At 65.1% G+C, this 15312-nt stretch carries 12 protein-coding genes; 7 read left to right on the top strand and 5 right to left on the bottom strand.

The genetic code is table 11. The features are described 5' to 3' along the window. Positions 1-76 precede the first annotated feature (76 nt). Complete coding sequence (gene amaB / locus OCX61_RS26500) at positions 77-1567, top strand: L-piperidine-6-carboxylate dehydrogenase (RefSeq protein WP_315973263.1); 1491 nt, start codon at positions 77-79, stop codon at positions 1565-1567. A 161-nt stretch (positions 1568-1728) separates the two neighbouring features. Beyond that, entirely contained in the window at positions 1729-3015 is a 1287-nt protein-coding gene (amaA, locus tag OCX61_RS26495; RefSeq protein ID WP_261942029.1) for an L-pipecolate oxidase, read from the top strand. Positions 3016-3123: 108 nt separating this feature from the next. Here amaA and OCX61_RS26490 read toward each other — a convergent pair whose 3' ends face one another. Next, on the bottom strand, positions 3124-4551 hold the full coding sequence (locus tag OCX61_RS26490) for a mechanosensitive ion channel family protein (RefSeq protein ID WP_261942028.1): 1428 nt from the start codon (positions 4549-4551) through the stop codon (positions 3124-3126). Between the two features lie 220 nt (positions 4552-4771). Here OCX61_RS26490 and ycaC point away from each other — a divergent pair, with 220 nt between their 5' ends. The 4 genes from ycaC to OCX61_RS26470 all read left to right on the top strand — a co-directional run bounded on the left by ycaC (position 4772) and on the right by OCX61_RS26470 (position 9132). Continuing rightward, positions 4772-5401 (top strand): isochorismate family cysteine hydrolase YcaC, encoded by a 630-nt coding sequence (gene ycaC, locus OCX61_RS26485; protein WP_261942027.1) that lies wholly within the window; start codon positions 4772-4774, stop codon positions 5399-5401. Between the two features lie 114 nt (positions 5402-5515). Beyond that, positions 5516-6082 carry an antibiotic biosynthesis monooxygenase gene (locus OCX61_RS26480; RefSeq protein WP_261942026.1) on the top strand — a complete coding sequence of 189 codons (567 nt, stop codon included), beginning with the start codon at positions 5516-5518 and terminating at the stop codon, positions 6080-6082. Positions 6083-6121: 39 nt separating this feature from the next. Continuing rightward, positions 6122-6940, top strand: a complete 819-nt coding sequence (locus OCX61_RS26475) for an alpha/beta fold hydrolase (RefSeq protein ID WP_261942025.1) — start codon at positions 6122-6124, stop codon at positions 6938-6940. A 350-nt stretch (positions 6941-7290) separates the two neighbouring features. Beyond that, positions 7291-9132, top strand: coding sequence for an amidohydrolase (locus tag OCX61_RS26470; protein WP_261944369.1), 1842 nt, complete (start codon positions 7291-7293; stop codon positions 9130-9132). Between the two features lie 103 nt (positions 9133-9235). On the opposite strand, the gene OCX61_RS26465 is transcribed toward OCX61_RS26470, so the two are convergent. The 3 genes from OCX61_RS26465 to OCX61_RS26455 all read right to left on the bottom strand — a co-directional run bounded on the left by OCX61_RS26465 (position 9236) and on the right by OCX61_RS26455 (position 13036). Further along, complete coding sequence (locus OCX61_RS26465; protein WP_261942024.1) at positions 9236-10834, bottom strand: MFS transporter; 1599 nt, start codon at positions 10832-10834, stop codon at positions 9236-9238. Position 10835: 1 nt separating this feature from the next. Further along, positions 10836-12098, bottom strand: coding sequence for an OprD family porin (locus OCX61_RS26460; protein ID WP_261942023.1), 1263 nt, complete (start codon positions 12096-12098; stop codon positions 10836-10838). An 80-nt stretch (positions 12099-12178) separates the two neighbouring features. Then, positions 12179-13036: a LysR family transcriptional regulator gene (locus OCX61_RS26455; RefSeq protein ID WP_261942022.1), complete on the bottom strand. Its 858-nt coding sequence runs from the start codon at positions 13034-13036 to the stop codon at positions 12179-12181. Positions 13037-13165: 129 nt separating this feature from the next. Here OCX61_RS26455 and OCX61_RS26450 point away from each other — a divergent pair, with 129 nt between their 5' ends. After that, positions 13166-14362, top strand: coding sequence for a YbfB/YjiJ family MFS transporter (locus OCX61_RS26450; RefSeq protein ID WP_261942021.1), 1197 nt, complete (start codon positions 13166-13168; stop codon positions 14360-14362). Here OCX61_RS26450 and OCX61_RS26445 read toward each other — a convergent pair. Next, entirely contained in the window at positions 14323-15234 is a 912-nt protein-coding gene (locus OCX61_RS26445; RefSeq protein WP_085676447.1) for a LysR substrate-binding domain-containing protein, read from the bottom strand. The two genes, OCX61_RS26450 and OCX61_RS26445, sit on opposite strands and share 40 nt — an antisense overlap. Between the last annotated feature and the right edge of the window lie 78 nt (positions 15235-15312).

The raw sequence follows: 15312 nt of genomic DNA, 5'->3' as shown, positions 1-15312 counted from the left end.
GTTGCACCGGTGTGATCGGATTAATACTGATCCACATCATTTTTCCACCCCATCACCCGATGTAGGAGAAGCACAAATGGTTGCTGGATTGCTCGAGCGCCTTGGCGTTGCCGCCGAGGCTTACACCCAGGGCGACTACCCTGTTCACACGCCGATCGACGGCAGCCAGATCGCCTCGGTGAAATTGCTCGGCAAGGCCGAGACCATCGCCCGCATCGATCAGGCCCAGAGCGCCTTCGAAGCCTGGCGCAGTGTGCCGGCCCCGCGCCGTGGCGAGCTGGTGCGCCTGTTTGGTGAAGTACTGCGTGCGCACAAGGCCGACCTCGGCGAGCTGGTCTCGATCGAAGCCGGCAAGATCACCCAGGAAGGCCTGGGCGAAGTGCAGGAAATGATCGACATCTGCGATTTCGCCGTTGGCCTGTCGCGCCAGCTGTACGGCCTGACCATCGCTTCCGAGCGCCCGGGCCACCACATGCGTGAAACCTGGCACCCGCTGGGCGTGGTCGGCGTGATCAGCGCCTTCAACTTCCCGGTGGCCGTCTGGGCCTGGAACACTGCGCTGGCCCTGGTGGCCGGTAACTCGGTGGTGTGGAAGCCGTCCGAGAAGACCCCGCTGACCGCCCTGGCTTGCCAGGCGCTGTTCGAAAAAGCCCTGAAGGCCTTCGGTGACGCCCCAGCAGGCCTGGCGCAACTGGTGATCGGCGGCCGTGAAGCCGGCGAAGCCATGGTCGACGACCCACGTGTACCGCTGGTCAGCGCCACCGGCAGCACCCGCATGGGCCGTGAAGTCGGCCCACGTGTTGCGGCCCGCTTCGGTCGCAGCATCCTCGAGCTGGGTGGCAACAACGCCATGATCCTGGCCCCGAGCGCTGACCTCGACCTGGCCGTGCGCGGCATTCTGTTCTCCGCTGTCGGCACTGCCGGCCAGCGTTGCACGACCCTGCGTCGCCTGATCGTGCACCGCTCGATCAAGGACGAAGTGGTTGCCCGCGTCAAAGCCGCCTACGGCAAAGTGCGCATCGGTGACCCACGCAAGGACAACCTGGTCGGCCCGCTGATCGACAAGCAGTCGTTCGACGCCATGCAAGGTGCGCTGGCCAAGGCCCGCGACGAGGGTGGTCAGGTATTCGGTGGTGAGCGTCAGCTGGCCGACCAGTACCCGAACGCCTACTACGTCACGCCGGCCATCGCCGAGATGCCTGGGCAAAGCGATGTGGTGCGCCACGAAACCTTCGCACCGATCCTCTACGTGCTGGCCTATGACGACTTCGAAGAGGCCCTGCGCCTGAACAACGAAGTGCCACAAGGCCTGTCGTCGTGCATCTTCACCACCGACATTCGCGAGGCCGAGCGCTTCCAGAGTGCTTCGGGCAGCGACTGCGGCATCGCCAACGTCAACATCGGCACCAGTGGCGCCGAGATCGGCGGGGCGTTTGGTGGCGAGAAGGAGACTGGCGGTGGTCGTGAGTCCGGTTCCGATGCCTGGAAAGGCTACATGCGTCGCCAGACCAACACCGTGAACTACTCGCGCGAGCTGCCGCTGGCGCAGGGTATCGTGTTCGACTGATGCTGTATGGCCGGGGGCTGTGCCCCCGGTTCGCGGGTCAAGCCCGCTCCCACAGGTACATCACAGATTTTGAACACTGTGGAGTACCTGTGGGAGCGGGCTTGACCCGCGAATGGGCCGCAAGGCGGCCCCAAACAAGAATAAATTGCTGGAGCCGGGCCATGTCCGAACTGCGTCAAGAGTGCTTGTGGGAATTCGTCAGCAAACCGAGCGTGGCCGCCCAGGCCCTGGCCGGTGAACACAAGGCCGATGTCTGCGTGATCGGCGGCGGCATCACCGGCCTGTCGGCGGCCATCCACCTGCTCGAACAGGGCAAGTCGGTGATCTTGCTGGAGGCCTGGAAGATCGGCCACGGCGGCTCCGGGCGCAACGTCGGGCTGGTCAACGCCGGCACCTGGATCCGCCCCGATGATGTCGAGGCGACCCTCGGCCAGAAGCAGGGCAGCCGCCTGAACAAGGTGCTTGGCGAAGCCCCGGCGCAAGTGTTCGCCATGATCGAACGCCTGGGCATCGACTGCCAGGCCCAGCACAAAGGCACGTTGCACATGGCGCACAACGCCACCGGTATCGCCGACCTCGAGGCCCGCCACGAGCAATGGCGCCGCCGCGGTGCCGACGTCGAGCTGCTGACCGGCGCCCAGTGCCAGGAATACTGCGGTACCGACAAGATTTCCGCCGCGCTGCTCGACCGCCGCGCCGGCACCATCAACCCGATGGGCTACACCCAGGGCCTGGCCGCCGCCGTGGTGCGCCTGGGCGGCAAGCTGTTCCAGCAATCCTCGGTCGAAGGCCTGGAGCGCGATGGCGATGGCTGGCGGGTGAAGACCGCACGCGGCTCGGTGCGCGCCGACAAGGTGGTGATCTCCACCGGCGCCTACACCGAAGGCGACTGGAGCAACCTGCAGAAGCAGTTCTTCCGTGGCTATTACTACCAGGTGGCGTCCAAGCCGCTGCATGGCGCGGCCGCCGACAAGGTGCTGCCGCACGGCCAAGGCTCGTGGGACACGCGCACGGTGCTCAGCAGCATCCGCCGCGACGATCAGGGCCGCCTGCTGCTGGGCAGCCTTGGCCGGGTCGACAACAAGCCGGCCTGGTTCGTGCGCAGCTGGGCCGACCGGATCCAGAGCCATTACTACCCGGAGCTGGGCAAGGTCGAGTGGGAAATGCACTGGACTGGCTGCATCGACTTTACCCCTGACCACCTGATGCGGCTGTTCGAGCCAGCGCCGGGGCTGGTGGCGGTGACGGGCTATAACGGCCGAGGCAACACCACCGGGACCGTGATTGGCCGGGCGTTTGCCGAATTCCTGCTGAAGGGGGAGGCGGACAGCCTGCCAATTCCGTTCTCGCCGATGAAGGGCGTGAGTGCGCCTTCGCTGCGCACGGCGTTCTATGAGTCCGGTTTCTCGCTGTACCACGCGGGGCAATGCTTGAGGGTTGTGTTGTAAGCACCGGCCTCTTCGCGGGCAAGCCCGCTCCCACAGTGATTGCGCAAGGCCTGAGAGTTGCGCAGTACCTGTGGGAGCGGGTTCACCCACGAAGGGGCCGGCACAGGCTTACTTGTGCAGCCAGCTGAGGAAGCCACCTTTCTTGATCGAAACCGGCTTCTGCAGCAACAGCGACTCTCGGCTCTGCCGGCGGAACCGCTGCAACTTGCTCAACGCCGTCTGCACCTCTCCACGCTGCTCCAGGCAGCTCTTCACCTGTGCCTTTTCTATGCGGTACAGCACACAGCTGGTCAAGGTACGGAACTCGGCCATCGAGTCGTCTTCGTCGATGATCCCCTCGATCCCCAGCACCTCACCTGGCCCCATGCGCCCGGCCTCCAGCAGCTTGTCGCCATCACGCACCGACGCCGAAACCACACCGCTGCCAATCACCAGCAAATGATCGGACTGTTCGCCCACGCCGAGGATCACCTGGTCGGCCAGGTATTCCACAGCGGTCATGCGCTGGCTCAAGGCATCCCGCTCTTCGTCACTCAGCGAGCGGAACACCCGCACCTCGTCCAGCACTTCGCGCTGGCGGCTGCGTGGCGGCATGGCCAGGTCGACGTTCCACATCACCCCGCTGGCTTCCAGGTGGCGGTGCGCCAGGTCGAACAACTGGTTGCGAGCATCGGTCTTGCCGCCCATGTCAGCGATGAATCCGCTGGCTTCGTACTCCACCGACTCCAGCGTCGAGGTCTTCACCGTGACCTTGGGCTTGGGTGAGGCGAGGATCGCGCTGGTGCCCTGCAGGGCTTTCTCCAGGGCATCGAAAACCCGTTTGGGGCGAACCTTGGCTGGCACCACCACGCAAATCGACACGCCGTTCACATCGGCCGGGCGGCTGTGATTGAGCAGCCGTGCCTTGGCCGCCACTGAGTTGGGGATCACCGCCAGGCTGCCACTGCCGGTGAGCAGGCGCGTGGCGCGCCAGTCGATGTCCAGCACCTTGCCCTCGGTGCCATCGATGGAGATCGAATCGCCAATCTGATAGGGCCGCGTGGTGTTCAGCACGATGCCGCTGAACACGTCGGCCAGGGTGCTCTGCAGTGCCAGGCCGATGACGATGGCCATCACCCCGGAAGTGGCCAGCAGGCCCTTTACCGGCAGTTGCAATACATACCCCGCAGCGGCGACCACGGCAGCGAGGAAGATCAGCGCCCCCAGTACATCCTGCAACAGGCGCCCGCCATGGCTGCCACGGGCCACCAGCAGCAGGCCGAACACCACGGTCACCGTGCGCGCGCCGAACAGCCACCAGCCGATCGCCAGCACTGTGGCGATCAGGTTGCGTGATACATCGTCGGGCCACGGTGGCGGCTGCAGCGGGCTCATGCCGGCGGCCACCAGCACCGAGCTGAACAGCAGGAAGATCACCAGTCGCGCGCCAATGCGCCAGGCCCGGCGCTGAATCGGGATCAACTGCCAGAGCACGAGGTCGAGCAGGATCAGGGCGGTACCGAGCAACAACGGGGACGACTGGATGAACGCCAGCATGGAAGTCTCGGGAGTGAGGGGAGGGCTGTGCGTAGTAATAGAGCAGCTTGCTCAGGCAAGCAATGAGGCCAGCAAATCCACTGCCAATAGATCGTTCCTTTAATGGAACGCTAAAGCCAAAAACCACTAACTACCGCTCCAAAGGTGTTGGTTTTAATCTTCTCCCATCAACGCGAAACACCCAACTTACTGAAAATCAAAACCCTTAGGAGCTACCGCCATGACCCACTTCAAATACAACCGCCTGAACAAAGACGACGCCGCTGTTCTGCTGGTGGACCACCAGGCAGGTCTGCTGTCCCTGGTCCGCGACATCGAGCCTGACGCCTTCAAGAACAACGTGCTGGCCCTGGCTGACCTGGCCAAGTTCTTCAACCTGCCGACCATCCTCACCACCAGCTTCGAGCAAGGCCCCAACGGCCCGCTGGTGCCGGAGTTGAAAGCGCTGTTCCCGGATGCCCCGTACATCGCCCGCCCAGGCCAGATCAACGCCTGGGACAACGAAGACTTCGTCAAGGCCGTGAAGGCCACTGGCAAGAAGCAGCTGATCATCGCCGGTGTGGTGACCGAGGTTTGCGTAGCCTTCCCGGCGCTGGCGGCCCTGGAAGAAGAATTCGAAGTGTTCGTGGTGACCGATGCTTCCGGCACCTTCAACGAAATGACCCGTGATGCTGCCCATGACCGCATGAGCCGGGCTGGCGCGCAACTGATGACCTGGTTTGGCGTGGCCTGTGAGCTGCACCGCGACTGGCGCAACGACATCGAAGGGCTGGCCGCCCTGTGCTCCAACCACATCCCGGACTACCGCAACCTGATGACCAGCTACAACGCTTTCAACGCCAACAAGTAAGCCGAGCGCCGGGCACCGACAGTCGGTGCCCGGTGAGGGCAGCACACCTATCCAATCCACCGCCCGTCCGCCGTTGCACAGTGGATGCGGGCAAGCTCATCCCAAGGAACGCCGATGAACACCGCACGCCAAGACAACCGCAACGTGGTGACCCTGGTCATCCAGCACAAGGCCCGCGCCGAGTCGCTGGCGGCCTACGAAGCGTGGCTCAAGCGCACGGTCAGCGCCGCGCGCCGCCAGCCGGGGCACCTGGACGTCAACGTTATTCGCCCTGACGAAGGCGGGCTGCACTTCACCACCGTGGTGCGCTTCGCTGACGCCAGCTTGCTGCAGGCCTGGGTCAACTCGGCCGAACGCCAGGCGTTGGTCAATGAAGTACTGCCATTGCTCGAAGGTGGTGATCACACCCAGGTGCACGATGACCCGGAGTTCTGGTTCACCCCGCCAAGCACCAACGCGGCGCAACCACCGCGCTGGAAGCAGGCGCTGCTCACCTACCTGGTGATCTGCCCGATGACCATGATCATCCCGCAGTTGCTGGCGCCGTTGTTCGCGCGCTTCCCGCAACTGGCCGGGCCGATCAGCGGCAACCTCATCGTCAACCTGTTCGTCATCCTGCCCGTGGTGTTCTACATCATGCCTTGGGTAACCCGCCGCTGCGCCAACTGGCTGCGCGGCTGAGCCACGCCTTCACCTTCAGACTTTCAAGGAGATATCGACATGACCACTCTCGTGACCCGCGACGGCACTTCGATCTATTACAAGGACTGGGGCAGCGGCAAACCGGTGCTGTTCAGCCACGGCTGGCCACTGGACGCCGACATGTGGGACTCGCAGATGGAGTTCCTGGCCAGCCGCGGCTACCGCGCCATCGCGTTTGACCGCCGTGGTTTCGGCCGTTCGAGCCAGCCGTGGACCGGCTACGATTACGACACCTTCGCCGACGACATCGCCCAGCTCATCGAGCACCTCGACCTGCATGACGTGACCTTGGTGGGCTTCTCGATGGGTGGCGGTGATGTCAGCCGCTACATCGCCCGCCACGGCAGTGAGCGGGTGGCCGGGCTGGTGCTGCTGGGGGCGGTGACGCCGGTGTTCGGCAAGCGCGCCGACAACCCTGAAGGTGTCGACCTGTCGGTGTTCGAGGGCATCCGCGCTGGCCTGCGTGCCGATCGTGCACAGTTCATCGCCGATTTCGCAGCGCCGTTCTATGGCATCAACCATGGGCAGCAGGTGTCCCAGGGCGTGCAGACTCAGACCCTGAACATCGCCCTGATGGCGTCGATCAAGGGCACCCTGGATTGCGTGACCGCGTTCTCGGAGACCGACTTCCGTCCGGACATGGCCAAGATCGATGTGCCGACCTTGGTGATCCATGGTGACGACGATCAGATCGTGCCCTTCGAGACCACCGGCAAGCAGGCGGCGGAGCTGATTCGTGGGGCTGAGCTGAAGGTGTATGCCGGCGCGCCGCACGGGTTCGCGGTGACCCATGCCCAGCAACTGAACGAGGACTTGCTGGCGTTCCTGCAGAAGTAATTGTGGAAGGCATTCGCGGGTAAACCCGCTCCCACAGGGAAAGCAGTAACTGTGGGAGCGGGTTCACCCGCGAAGAGGCCGGCCATGGCTGCATAAAACCTGAACAGGGCTAACCTTCTAGCTCACCGCACATCCATCCAAGCCCTGACCCTGCGTCAACCGGCATGCTCCACAGTTGCGCCTGCCGCCGCCCCCAGACGGAGAAGACCATGTCCCAGGACCGCAACGACAAGACCCGTCGCCAGTTCCTCGCCACCAGCACCGTGCTCGGTGCCGCCGGCGCCCTCTGGTCCGCATTGCCCTTTACCGGCCAAGCCGGTTCCGCCCACGCATCCACCCAAGGAGGTTCCATGACCGCCGACCTGATTCTGTTCAACGGCAAACTGCACACCGTTGACCGCGAAAAGCCCACCGCCACCGCCGTCGCCATCAAGGATGGCCGTTTCATCGCCGTGGGCAATGACGCCGAGGCCATGGCCCACAAGGGCAGCGCCACGCAGATCATCGACCTCAAGCAGCGCACGGTGATCCCCGGCCTGAACGACTCGCACCTGCACCTGATCCGCGGCGGCCTGAACTACAACCTGGAGCTGCGCTGGGAAGGCGTGCCGTCGGTGGCCGATGCCCTGCGCATGCTCAAGGACCAGGCAGCGCGTACACCGACCCCGCAGTGGGTGCGTGTGGTCGGTGGCTGGAACGAATTCCAGTTCGCCGAAAAACGCATGCCGACCCTGGAAGAAATCAACCAGGCCGCGCCCGACACCCCGGTGTTCCTGCTGCACTTGTATGACCGCGCGCTGCTCAACCGCGCCGCGCTCAAGGCCGTCGGCTACACCAAGGACACACCGAACCCGCCGGGTGGCGAGATCCAGCGTGACAAGTTCGGCAACCCGACCGGCATGCTGATCGCCCGCCCCAACGCGATGATCCTCTACGCCACCCTGGCCAAGGGGCCGAAGCTGCCACTGGAATACCAGGTCAACTCCACCCGCCAGTTCATGCGTGAGCTGAACCGCCTGGGCCTGACCAGCGCCATCGATGCCGGCGGCGGCTACCAGAACTTCCCGGACGACTACCAGGTGATCCAGGAACTGGCCGACAACAACCAGCTGACCGTGCGCATCGCCTACAACCTGTTCACCCAGAAGCCCAAGGAAGAGCTCGACGACTTCCGCAAGTGGACGTCCAGCGTCAAGCTGCACAGCGGCACCGACTTCCTGCGCCACAACGGCGCTGGCGAGATGCTGGTGTTCTCCGCCGCCGACTTCGAGGACTTCCTCGAGCCGCGCCCGGACCTGCCGCAGACCATGGAAGAAGAGCTGGAGCCCGTGGTGCGCCACCTGGTCGAGCAGCGCTGGCCGTTCCGCCTGCATGCCACCTACAACGAATCGATCACGCGCATGCTCGACGTGTTCGAGAAGGTCAACCGCGACATCCCGTTCAACGGCCTGCCGTGGTTCTTCGACCATGCCGAAACCATCACCCCGCAGAACATCGAGCGCGTGCGTGCGCTGGGCGGCGGCATCGCCATCCAGGACCGCATGGCCTTCCAGGGTGAGTACTTCGTCGACCGCTACGGCGCCAAGGCGGCCGAGCAGACCCCGCCGATCAAGCGCATGCTGGAGATGGGCGTGCCGGTCGGCGCCGGTACCGACGCTACCCGCGTGTCCAGCTACAACCCGTGGACTTCGCTGTACTGGCTGGTCAGCGGCAAGACCGTCGGCGGTATGGCGCTGTACCCGGAAGGCCTGAGCCGCGACACCGCGCTGCAGCTGTTCACCCAGGGCAGCGCCTGGTTCTCCAGCGAGCAGGGCAAGAAGGGCCAGATCAAGGTGGGCCAGCTGGCCGACCTGGCGGCACTGTCGCTGGACTTCTTCAGCGTCGATGAAGAGGCGATCAAAGGCATCGAGTCGGTGCTGACGATCGTTGACGGCAAGGTGGTGTACGGCGCGGCTGAATTCGACAAGCTTGGCCCAGCACAGGTGCCGGTGCTGCCGGAGTGGTCGCCAGTGACCAAGGTGCCGGGGCACTGGCGTGTAGGCACGCCGTCGCTGGCAGCCGCCGTGCACCAGTGCAGCGGGCCATGCGGGGTGCATGCGCACAGCCATGAAAAGGCGCGGCATTCGAGCGTACCGGTGAATGACTACCAGGGCTTCTGGGGCGCGCTGGGTTGCTCGTGCTTCGCGTTCTAAGCTGAGCTGATGTGAAAGGGGGCCAGTTATTGGCCCCCTTTTTCGTTCCTTCAGTGCTGGCCTCTTCGCGGGCTTGCCCGCGAAGAGGCCGGTAAGGCCTGCATCAATGGTGTGCCTTGTGTTCAACGCCAGCCAACAGGTGGCGGATCTTCACCTCGACCCCGTCGGTCTGCAGCATTCTGACGCGCGCCTCGATCTTGAGCTCCCCCCGGGTCACCCGATGGTGATGCCGCAAATGCTCCAGCCAAGACTCCTCGAAGAAGAACTCCAGCCATAGCGCAGGATCTGCACTGTCCCGCATCAACCCCCACGAAAGTGCGCCATTGCGCTTGCGCATCGCCTCCAGCTCCCGCGCCGCCTGCTGGAATGCCTCGGCCTTGGCCGGCTCGATGTGGTACTCCACGGTGACCATTACCGGCCCGCTTTCCTTGTCCATGTCATCGCTGAGCACCGGCACCGGCCAGTGCAGCGACGGCGTCAGTTCCTCGGCTTCGGTCTCCGGCAAGGTGACCTTGCAGGTCAGCAAGGTGCCCAGCGCCAGGCCACCTGCGGCCAGCAACAGGCTCAGGGTAATCGATGCATGGCTGGCCAGCGTGCCCCACAGCAAGCCGCCGCTGGCCATGGCGCCGAAGAAGAACAGGATGTACACCGACAACGCCCGCGCCCGTACCCAGGCCGGTACCGAGGTCTGCGCCGCTACCTGCAGGTTGGACAACACCGCGATCCACGCCGCGCCACTGAGCAGCATCGCCGGCAACAGCGCATAGAAGTTGCGCACTAGCGCCAGGGCCAGCAGGAACAGGGCATACACCAGGCTGGCGAGCAGCACCAGGCGGTCGCGGCTGATGCGCTCGCGCAGGCGCGGCAGCAGCGTGGCGCCGGCCACCGCGCCGATGCCGATGGCCGCCAGCAGCAGGCCGAAGTCGGCCGCGCTGCCGTGCATCTGACCGCGCACGATCAGTGGCAGCAACGAGGTCCCGGCGCTGGCGCAGAAGAAGAATGCCAACGCCCGCAACAGCACGGCCTGCAAGGGTTTGGCACTGCGTGCGAAGCGCAGGCCGGTGCGCATGGCAGCGACGAAGCGCTCGGCCGGCAGCAGCGGCTCCTTCACCTCACGCTGCCACAGGAACAGCACCAGGATAACGCCGGCGAAGGACGCGGCATTGAGGGCAAAGGTCAGCCACGGGCCGACCATGCTCACCACCACACCGGCCAGCGCCGGGCCGATGGCGCGCGACACGTTGATGCCGACGCTGGAAATGGCCACCGCGTTGGCCAGGTCCTGCTTGCCCACCAGCTCCGGCGTCAGCGCGCTCCAGGCCGGCATCATCAACGCCGTGCCGATGCCCAGCGCCAGGGTCAGCACCAGCAGCAGGGTGACGTTCATCAGGCCGAGCAGGGTCAGTGTGGCGAGCACCACGGCTACCGATGACATCCACAATTGCACCAGCAGCAGGTAGCGGCGCTTGTCGACGATATCCGCCGCTGCGCCGGCCGGCAGGGCGAGGAAGAACATCGGCAGCGAGCCGGCCACCTGGATCAGCGCCACATGCAGCGGGTTGGCCGACAGGGTGGTCATCAGCCAGCCGGCGCCCACCTCGTGCATCCAGGTGCCGATGTTGGAGGCGATGGTGGCGATCCACAGCATGCGGAAGGTGGTGTTGCGCAACGGGCTCCAGGCGCCTGAAGGGGAATTGCTCATGTCAGAAGCTGCCTTTGAGGGGGTATTCGATGATCAGGTAGAGGCGGTCGATGTCATCGCCGGCCTGGGCCTGGTTGGCGCGGTGGCTGACGTGTGAGAACGACAGGCTGAGGTCCTTGGCGGCACCGGACTGGACCACGTATTTCAGGTCGACGTCGCGCTCCCAGTGCTTGCCGCCCTGGCCGTACTGGTTCACATAGGCTCCGCTGGACGGGGCGTGACTGCCATCGATACCGCGGCCGCTGACGTAGCGGCCCATCAGGCTCAGGCCAGGCACGCCGAGGGTGGCGAAGTTGAGGTCGTAGCGCAGTTGCCAGGAGCGCTCGCCGGGGCCGTTGAAGTCGGCGTACTTGATCGAGTTGGCCAGGTAGATGGAGTCGCCGCCGACGAAGTCGAACGGCGTGTCGCCCTCGACCTTCTGGTACGCCAGGGTCAGGGCCTGAGCGCCGAAGCTGTACTTGCCCAGCAGGCTGTAGGCGAGGGTGTCGATCGCCCCGGCGCTGGCATTGCCGGTGTCGCGGGTCTTGTAGAGATTGCCGTCCAGGCGCCAATTGCCTTCTGCCAGGTTCAGGTTGAGGTAGGCCTGGCGCCAGGTGTCCTCCAGCTGCCCGGCGTACAATGCGCCGCCGAAGGGGCCGTGCGGCGCAAAGGTGGCGCCGGCCAGGCTGATGGCGCGGTTGCGGGTGGTGGCGCCGTAGCCGCTGAAATCGTCGTGGGTGGAGCTGTTGTCCTGGTTGTTGAAGGCCGTGAAGCGCCCGGCCTGCAGGCGCCAGTCAGGCAGGTCGGTATTGTCCACGAACCAGCCGGTGGCGTACTCCGGATGCAGGCGCTTGTCGGCGGTGTCGAACACCGGGGTTTCGACGGTCATTTCACCGTAACGCAGCTGGGTGTTGCCCAGGCGTAGCTTGAGCGCGGCGCCGGCGCTGGAGTAGTCGGACTCGGCGCGGCCATCGCTGTCGCGGGGCAGCAAGCCGGTGCCGGCATGGCCGCGGCCGCCGTCGAGCTTGAGGCCGAGGAAGCCATGGGCGTCGAGGCCGACACCGACCGTGCCTTCGGTGAAGCCCGAGCGGACCTCGCCGATGAAGCCCTGGGCCCATTCCTGGCGGTAGTTCTGGCCGCTGGCGGAGGGCGAGCGGAAGTCGCTGTGCAGGAAATAGTTGCGGCTGAGCAGCGACCAGCCGGGATCTTCTGCCTGGCTGAGTGCCGGGCAGAGGGCGAGGGTGGCGAGCAGGGCGCGGCCTGGTCCGGGGTTGGCGCGGATCATGGGGCCTCCAAGGGGGATGATCCGGGACTGTGGAGCAAGGATAGGCCAGCGGTCTTGTAAGGGTGTGCTGGAACGGGCAGCTAGAGGCTGAACGCCTTGGCGATCGCATCGATCACCACCCGCACCCGCGCCGTATGGCGGACATCCTGATGGGTCACCAGCCAGATGTCGTAAGGCCTGCCTTGCGCCCACACTTGCTGCAAGCCCGCACGTGCGCCCATCGGCACCGGCAGTTCACCCAGCCCGATGCCACTGGCCAGTGCTTGGCGCACCATCAGCCCCGAGGTGCAAGTCATGGCGATGCGCCCTTTGGCGATCGGTTCGCCGGCCAGTGTCACCTCCTTGCCGCTGTCCAGATAAGGCTGGTAGATCACCAGTTCGTGCCCGGCAAACGCACCACCGGGCACCGGCTCGCCAAAGTGCTGGAGGTACGTATGCGAGGCGAACAGTGCGGTTTGCCAGCGCGCCAGGCTCCGCACCACCAGTTCAGGGTTGTCCGGCTTGTGCGTACGTACGGCGATATCTGCCTCGCGCTGGCTGAGGTTGAGCATCTGCGTGGACGCGTGCAATTGCACCTCGATCCCAGGGTGTTCCTGGCGCAACCGAGCCACGGCTGGGATGATGAAGTCCGACGCGAAGGCGTCGGTACTGGTCACTCTCACCACCCCGCTCAGGCGGTCATCCAGTCCAAGAATCTGCCGCTGCAGGCCGGCGGCGGCAGATTCCATCGCCAAGGCAGCCCGCATGGCCACTTCGCCGGCGCTGGTTAGGGAGTAACCGCTGGAGGTCCGCAGGAACAGCGTGGCATGCAGCGCGCCCTCCAGCGATGCGAGCCGGCGACCCACCGTGGCCTGGTCCACGCCCAGGCGGCGTGCGGCGCCGCGCAGGGTTTGCTCGCGGCACAATGCAAGAAACACGCGGGTGTCGTCCCAGTTCATCGAAGTCGTCCTCGGTGATGCGAAAATGCAGGGCTGGTATGTAAACTCGCTGCGTTATTTCATCGTTCGGCGAATTTATGCTTTCCCCATCACCATCATCAAGCGCCGTTCACGGGGCAGGGGAAAATCATGAACAATTCGATACGTGCACCCTGGTTGCCGATTTGGGCTGGGCTATGTGCCAGCCTGGTCGGGATCGGCCTGGCACGGTTTGCTTATACACCGCTGATTCCGGCACTGATCGGTGCTCACTGGTTCGCCAGTTCAGCAGTGGTCTATCTGGGGGCGGCGAACCTGGCCGGCTACCTGATCGGCGCCCTGATTGGCAGGCCGCTGGCTGCCCGGTGGTCGAGCGCCATGGCGCTGCGCGGCATGATGGTGCTGGTGAGCCTGACATTCCTGGCGTGTGCCTGGCCGTTGTCGGTGAGCTGGTTCTTTGCCTGGCGCCTGCTGTCGGGCGTGGCAGGTGGTGTGATCATGGTGCTGGTGGCCAGCGCAATATTGCCCCATGTCACTGCCTCGCGACGCGGCCTGGCCAGCGGGGCCATCTTCCTGGGCCTGGGCCTGGGCGTTGCGGCTTCTGCGAGTCTGGTGCCATGGTTGCTGGATAAAGGCCTGCAGCAGACCTGGCTGGGGCTGTCCGCGTTGTCGCTGCTGCTGACCGTTACCAGCTGGGCAGGCTGGCCCGTTGAACTTGAACATTCGTCGGTGCCCCCCGCACGGCGGCAGGCGGCGGTTTCACCCGCAATTCTCGTGCTGTTTGGGCAATACGCGTTGATGGCCACGGCGCTGGTGGCGCCCATGATGTTTCTGGTCGATTACATCAGCCGCGGGCTGGGCGCGGGCAACCACGCTGGTGCTGTCATATGGGGGCTCTATGGCCTGGGCGCGATTGCCGGACCGGTACTGTATGGGTTGTTGGCCGATCACCTCGGTGCCCGTGCCGGCATTCGTCTGGTGCTGCTGGCACAACTGGGTGCGCTCGGGATCTTGCTGAGCAGTCACGACCTGCGCCTGCTGGGTGTCGCCGCACTGCTGATCGGCTCCTTCCCCCCGGGCATCGTGCCATTGGCGCTTGCCAGGGTGCATCAGCTGGTGGACGGCCATGACCGGCAGAATGCGACCTGGAGCCGTGCGACAGTTTCGTTCGCCAGTTTTCAGGCCATTGCCGGCTACGCATACTCGGCGTTGTTCGCCGCCACGGATGGCCACTACGCTGTGCTGTTCGCGGTGGCGGCCGGGGCGGTGTTGCTGGCGCTGCTGGTCGACCTGCTGCTCAAGGAGCCTCAGGCCATGTCGCTGATGGCGAACTCTTCGGCCAGGTGATCGATCAGCGCACGCACCGAAGGCAGCAACCCGCGCCGCGACGGGAAGATCGCATGCACGATGCCGCAACGCGGGTGCCAGTCAGGAATCAGCTCGACCAATCGCCCCGCCGCCAGGTCTTCACGCACCGCCACCCGCGGCAAGTGCGCAATGCCCACGCCGGCCACCACGAAGTGGCGCAGGGCGAACAGGTCATCGGTGACCATGCGCGGCGTATGCGGGATGACGATGCTGCGGCTGTTGTCCTCGCCCTGGAACAGCTCCCACTGGTACTCCCGCTGGGCGCTGCCCCAGTGCAGGCTCGGCAGCGTGCCGAGCAACTGCGGGTCAAAGCCCTTCGGCAGTTGTTCCAGGTACTGCGGCTGGCCGACCAGGCACTGGGTGCTGTTGCTCAGCACCTTCATCACCATGTCGGTGTTTTCCAATGGCGGGAAGCGTACCCGCAGGGCGATATCGAAGCCCTCGTGCAGCAGGTCGACGCGGCGGTTGGTGCTCTCGATGAACAGCTCCACCTGCGGGTACTTGAGCATGTAGCGGGTCAGCATCGGCCCGACCCAGGAATTGAGCAGGGTGGTCGGGCAGCTGATGCGCACCAGCCCGCGCGGTTCGCTGCGGTTGCGCTCGATGATCTCTGCCGCACCCTCGGCTTCCACGCGCATGGCCAGGCAACGGTTGTAGTAGGCCTGGCCGATCTCGGTCAGCGAGCAGTGGCGGCTGGTGCGGTGCAGCAGGCGCACGCCGAGGCGGTCCTCAAGGTCGGCGATGCGCCGGCTGAGCTTCGACTTGGGCATGTCCAGCGCCCGGCCGGCAGGTGCGAAGCCACCGTGTTCCACGACTTGGGTGAAGTAGTAGAGGGAGTTGAGGTCTTCCAATGATCGGTCTCCGGGTATTCGGTTGCCTGTGCCGGCCCTTTCGCGGCTAAAGCCGCTCCTACAGGGAACGCGCAGGCC

The sequence above is a fragment of the Pseudomonas sp. LRP2-20 genome, from assembly GCF_024349685.1.
Classification (GTDB): Bacteria; Pseudomonadota; Gammaproteobacteria; order Pseudomonadales; family Pseudomonadaceae; genus Aquipseudomonas.
This window is presented reverse-complemented; position numbering and strand designations above follow the sequence as displayed.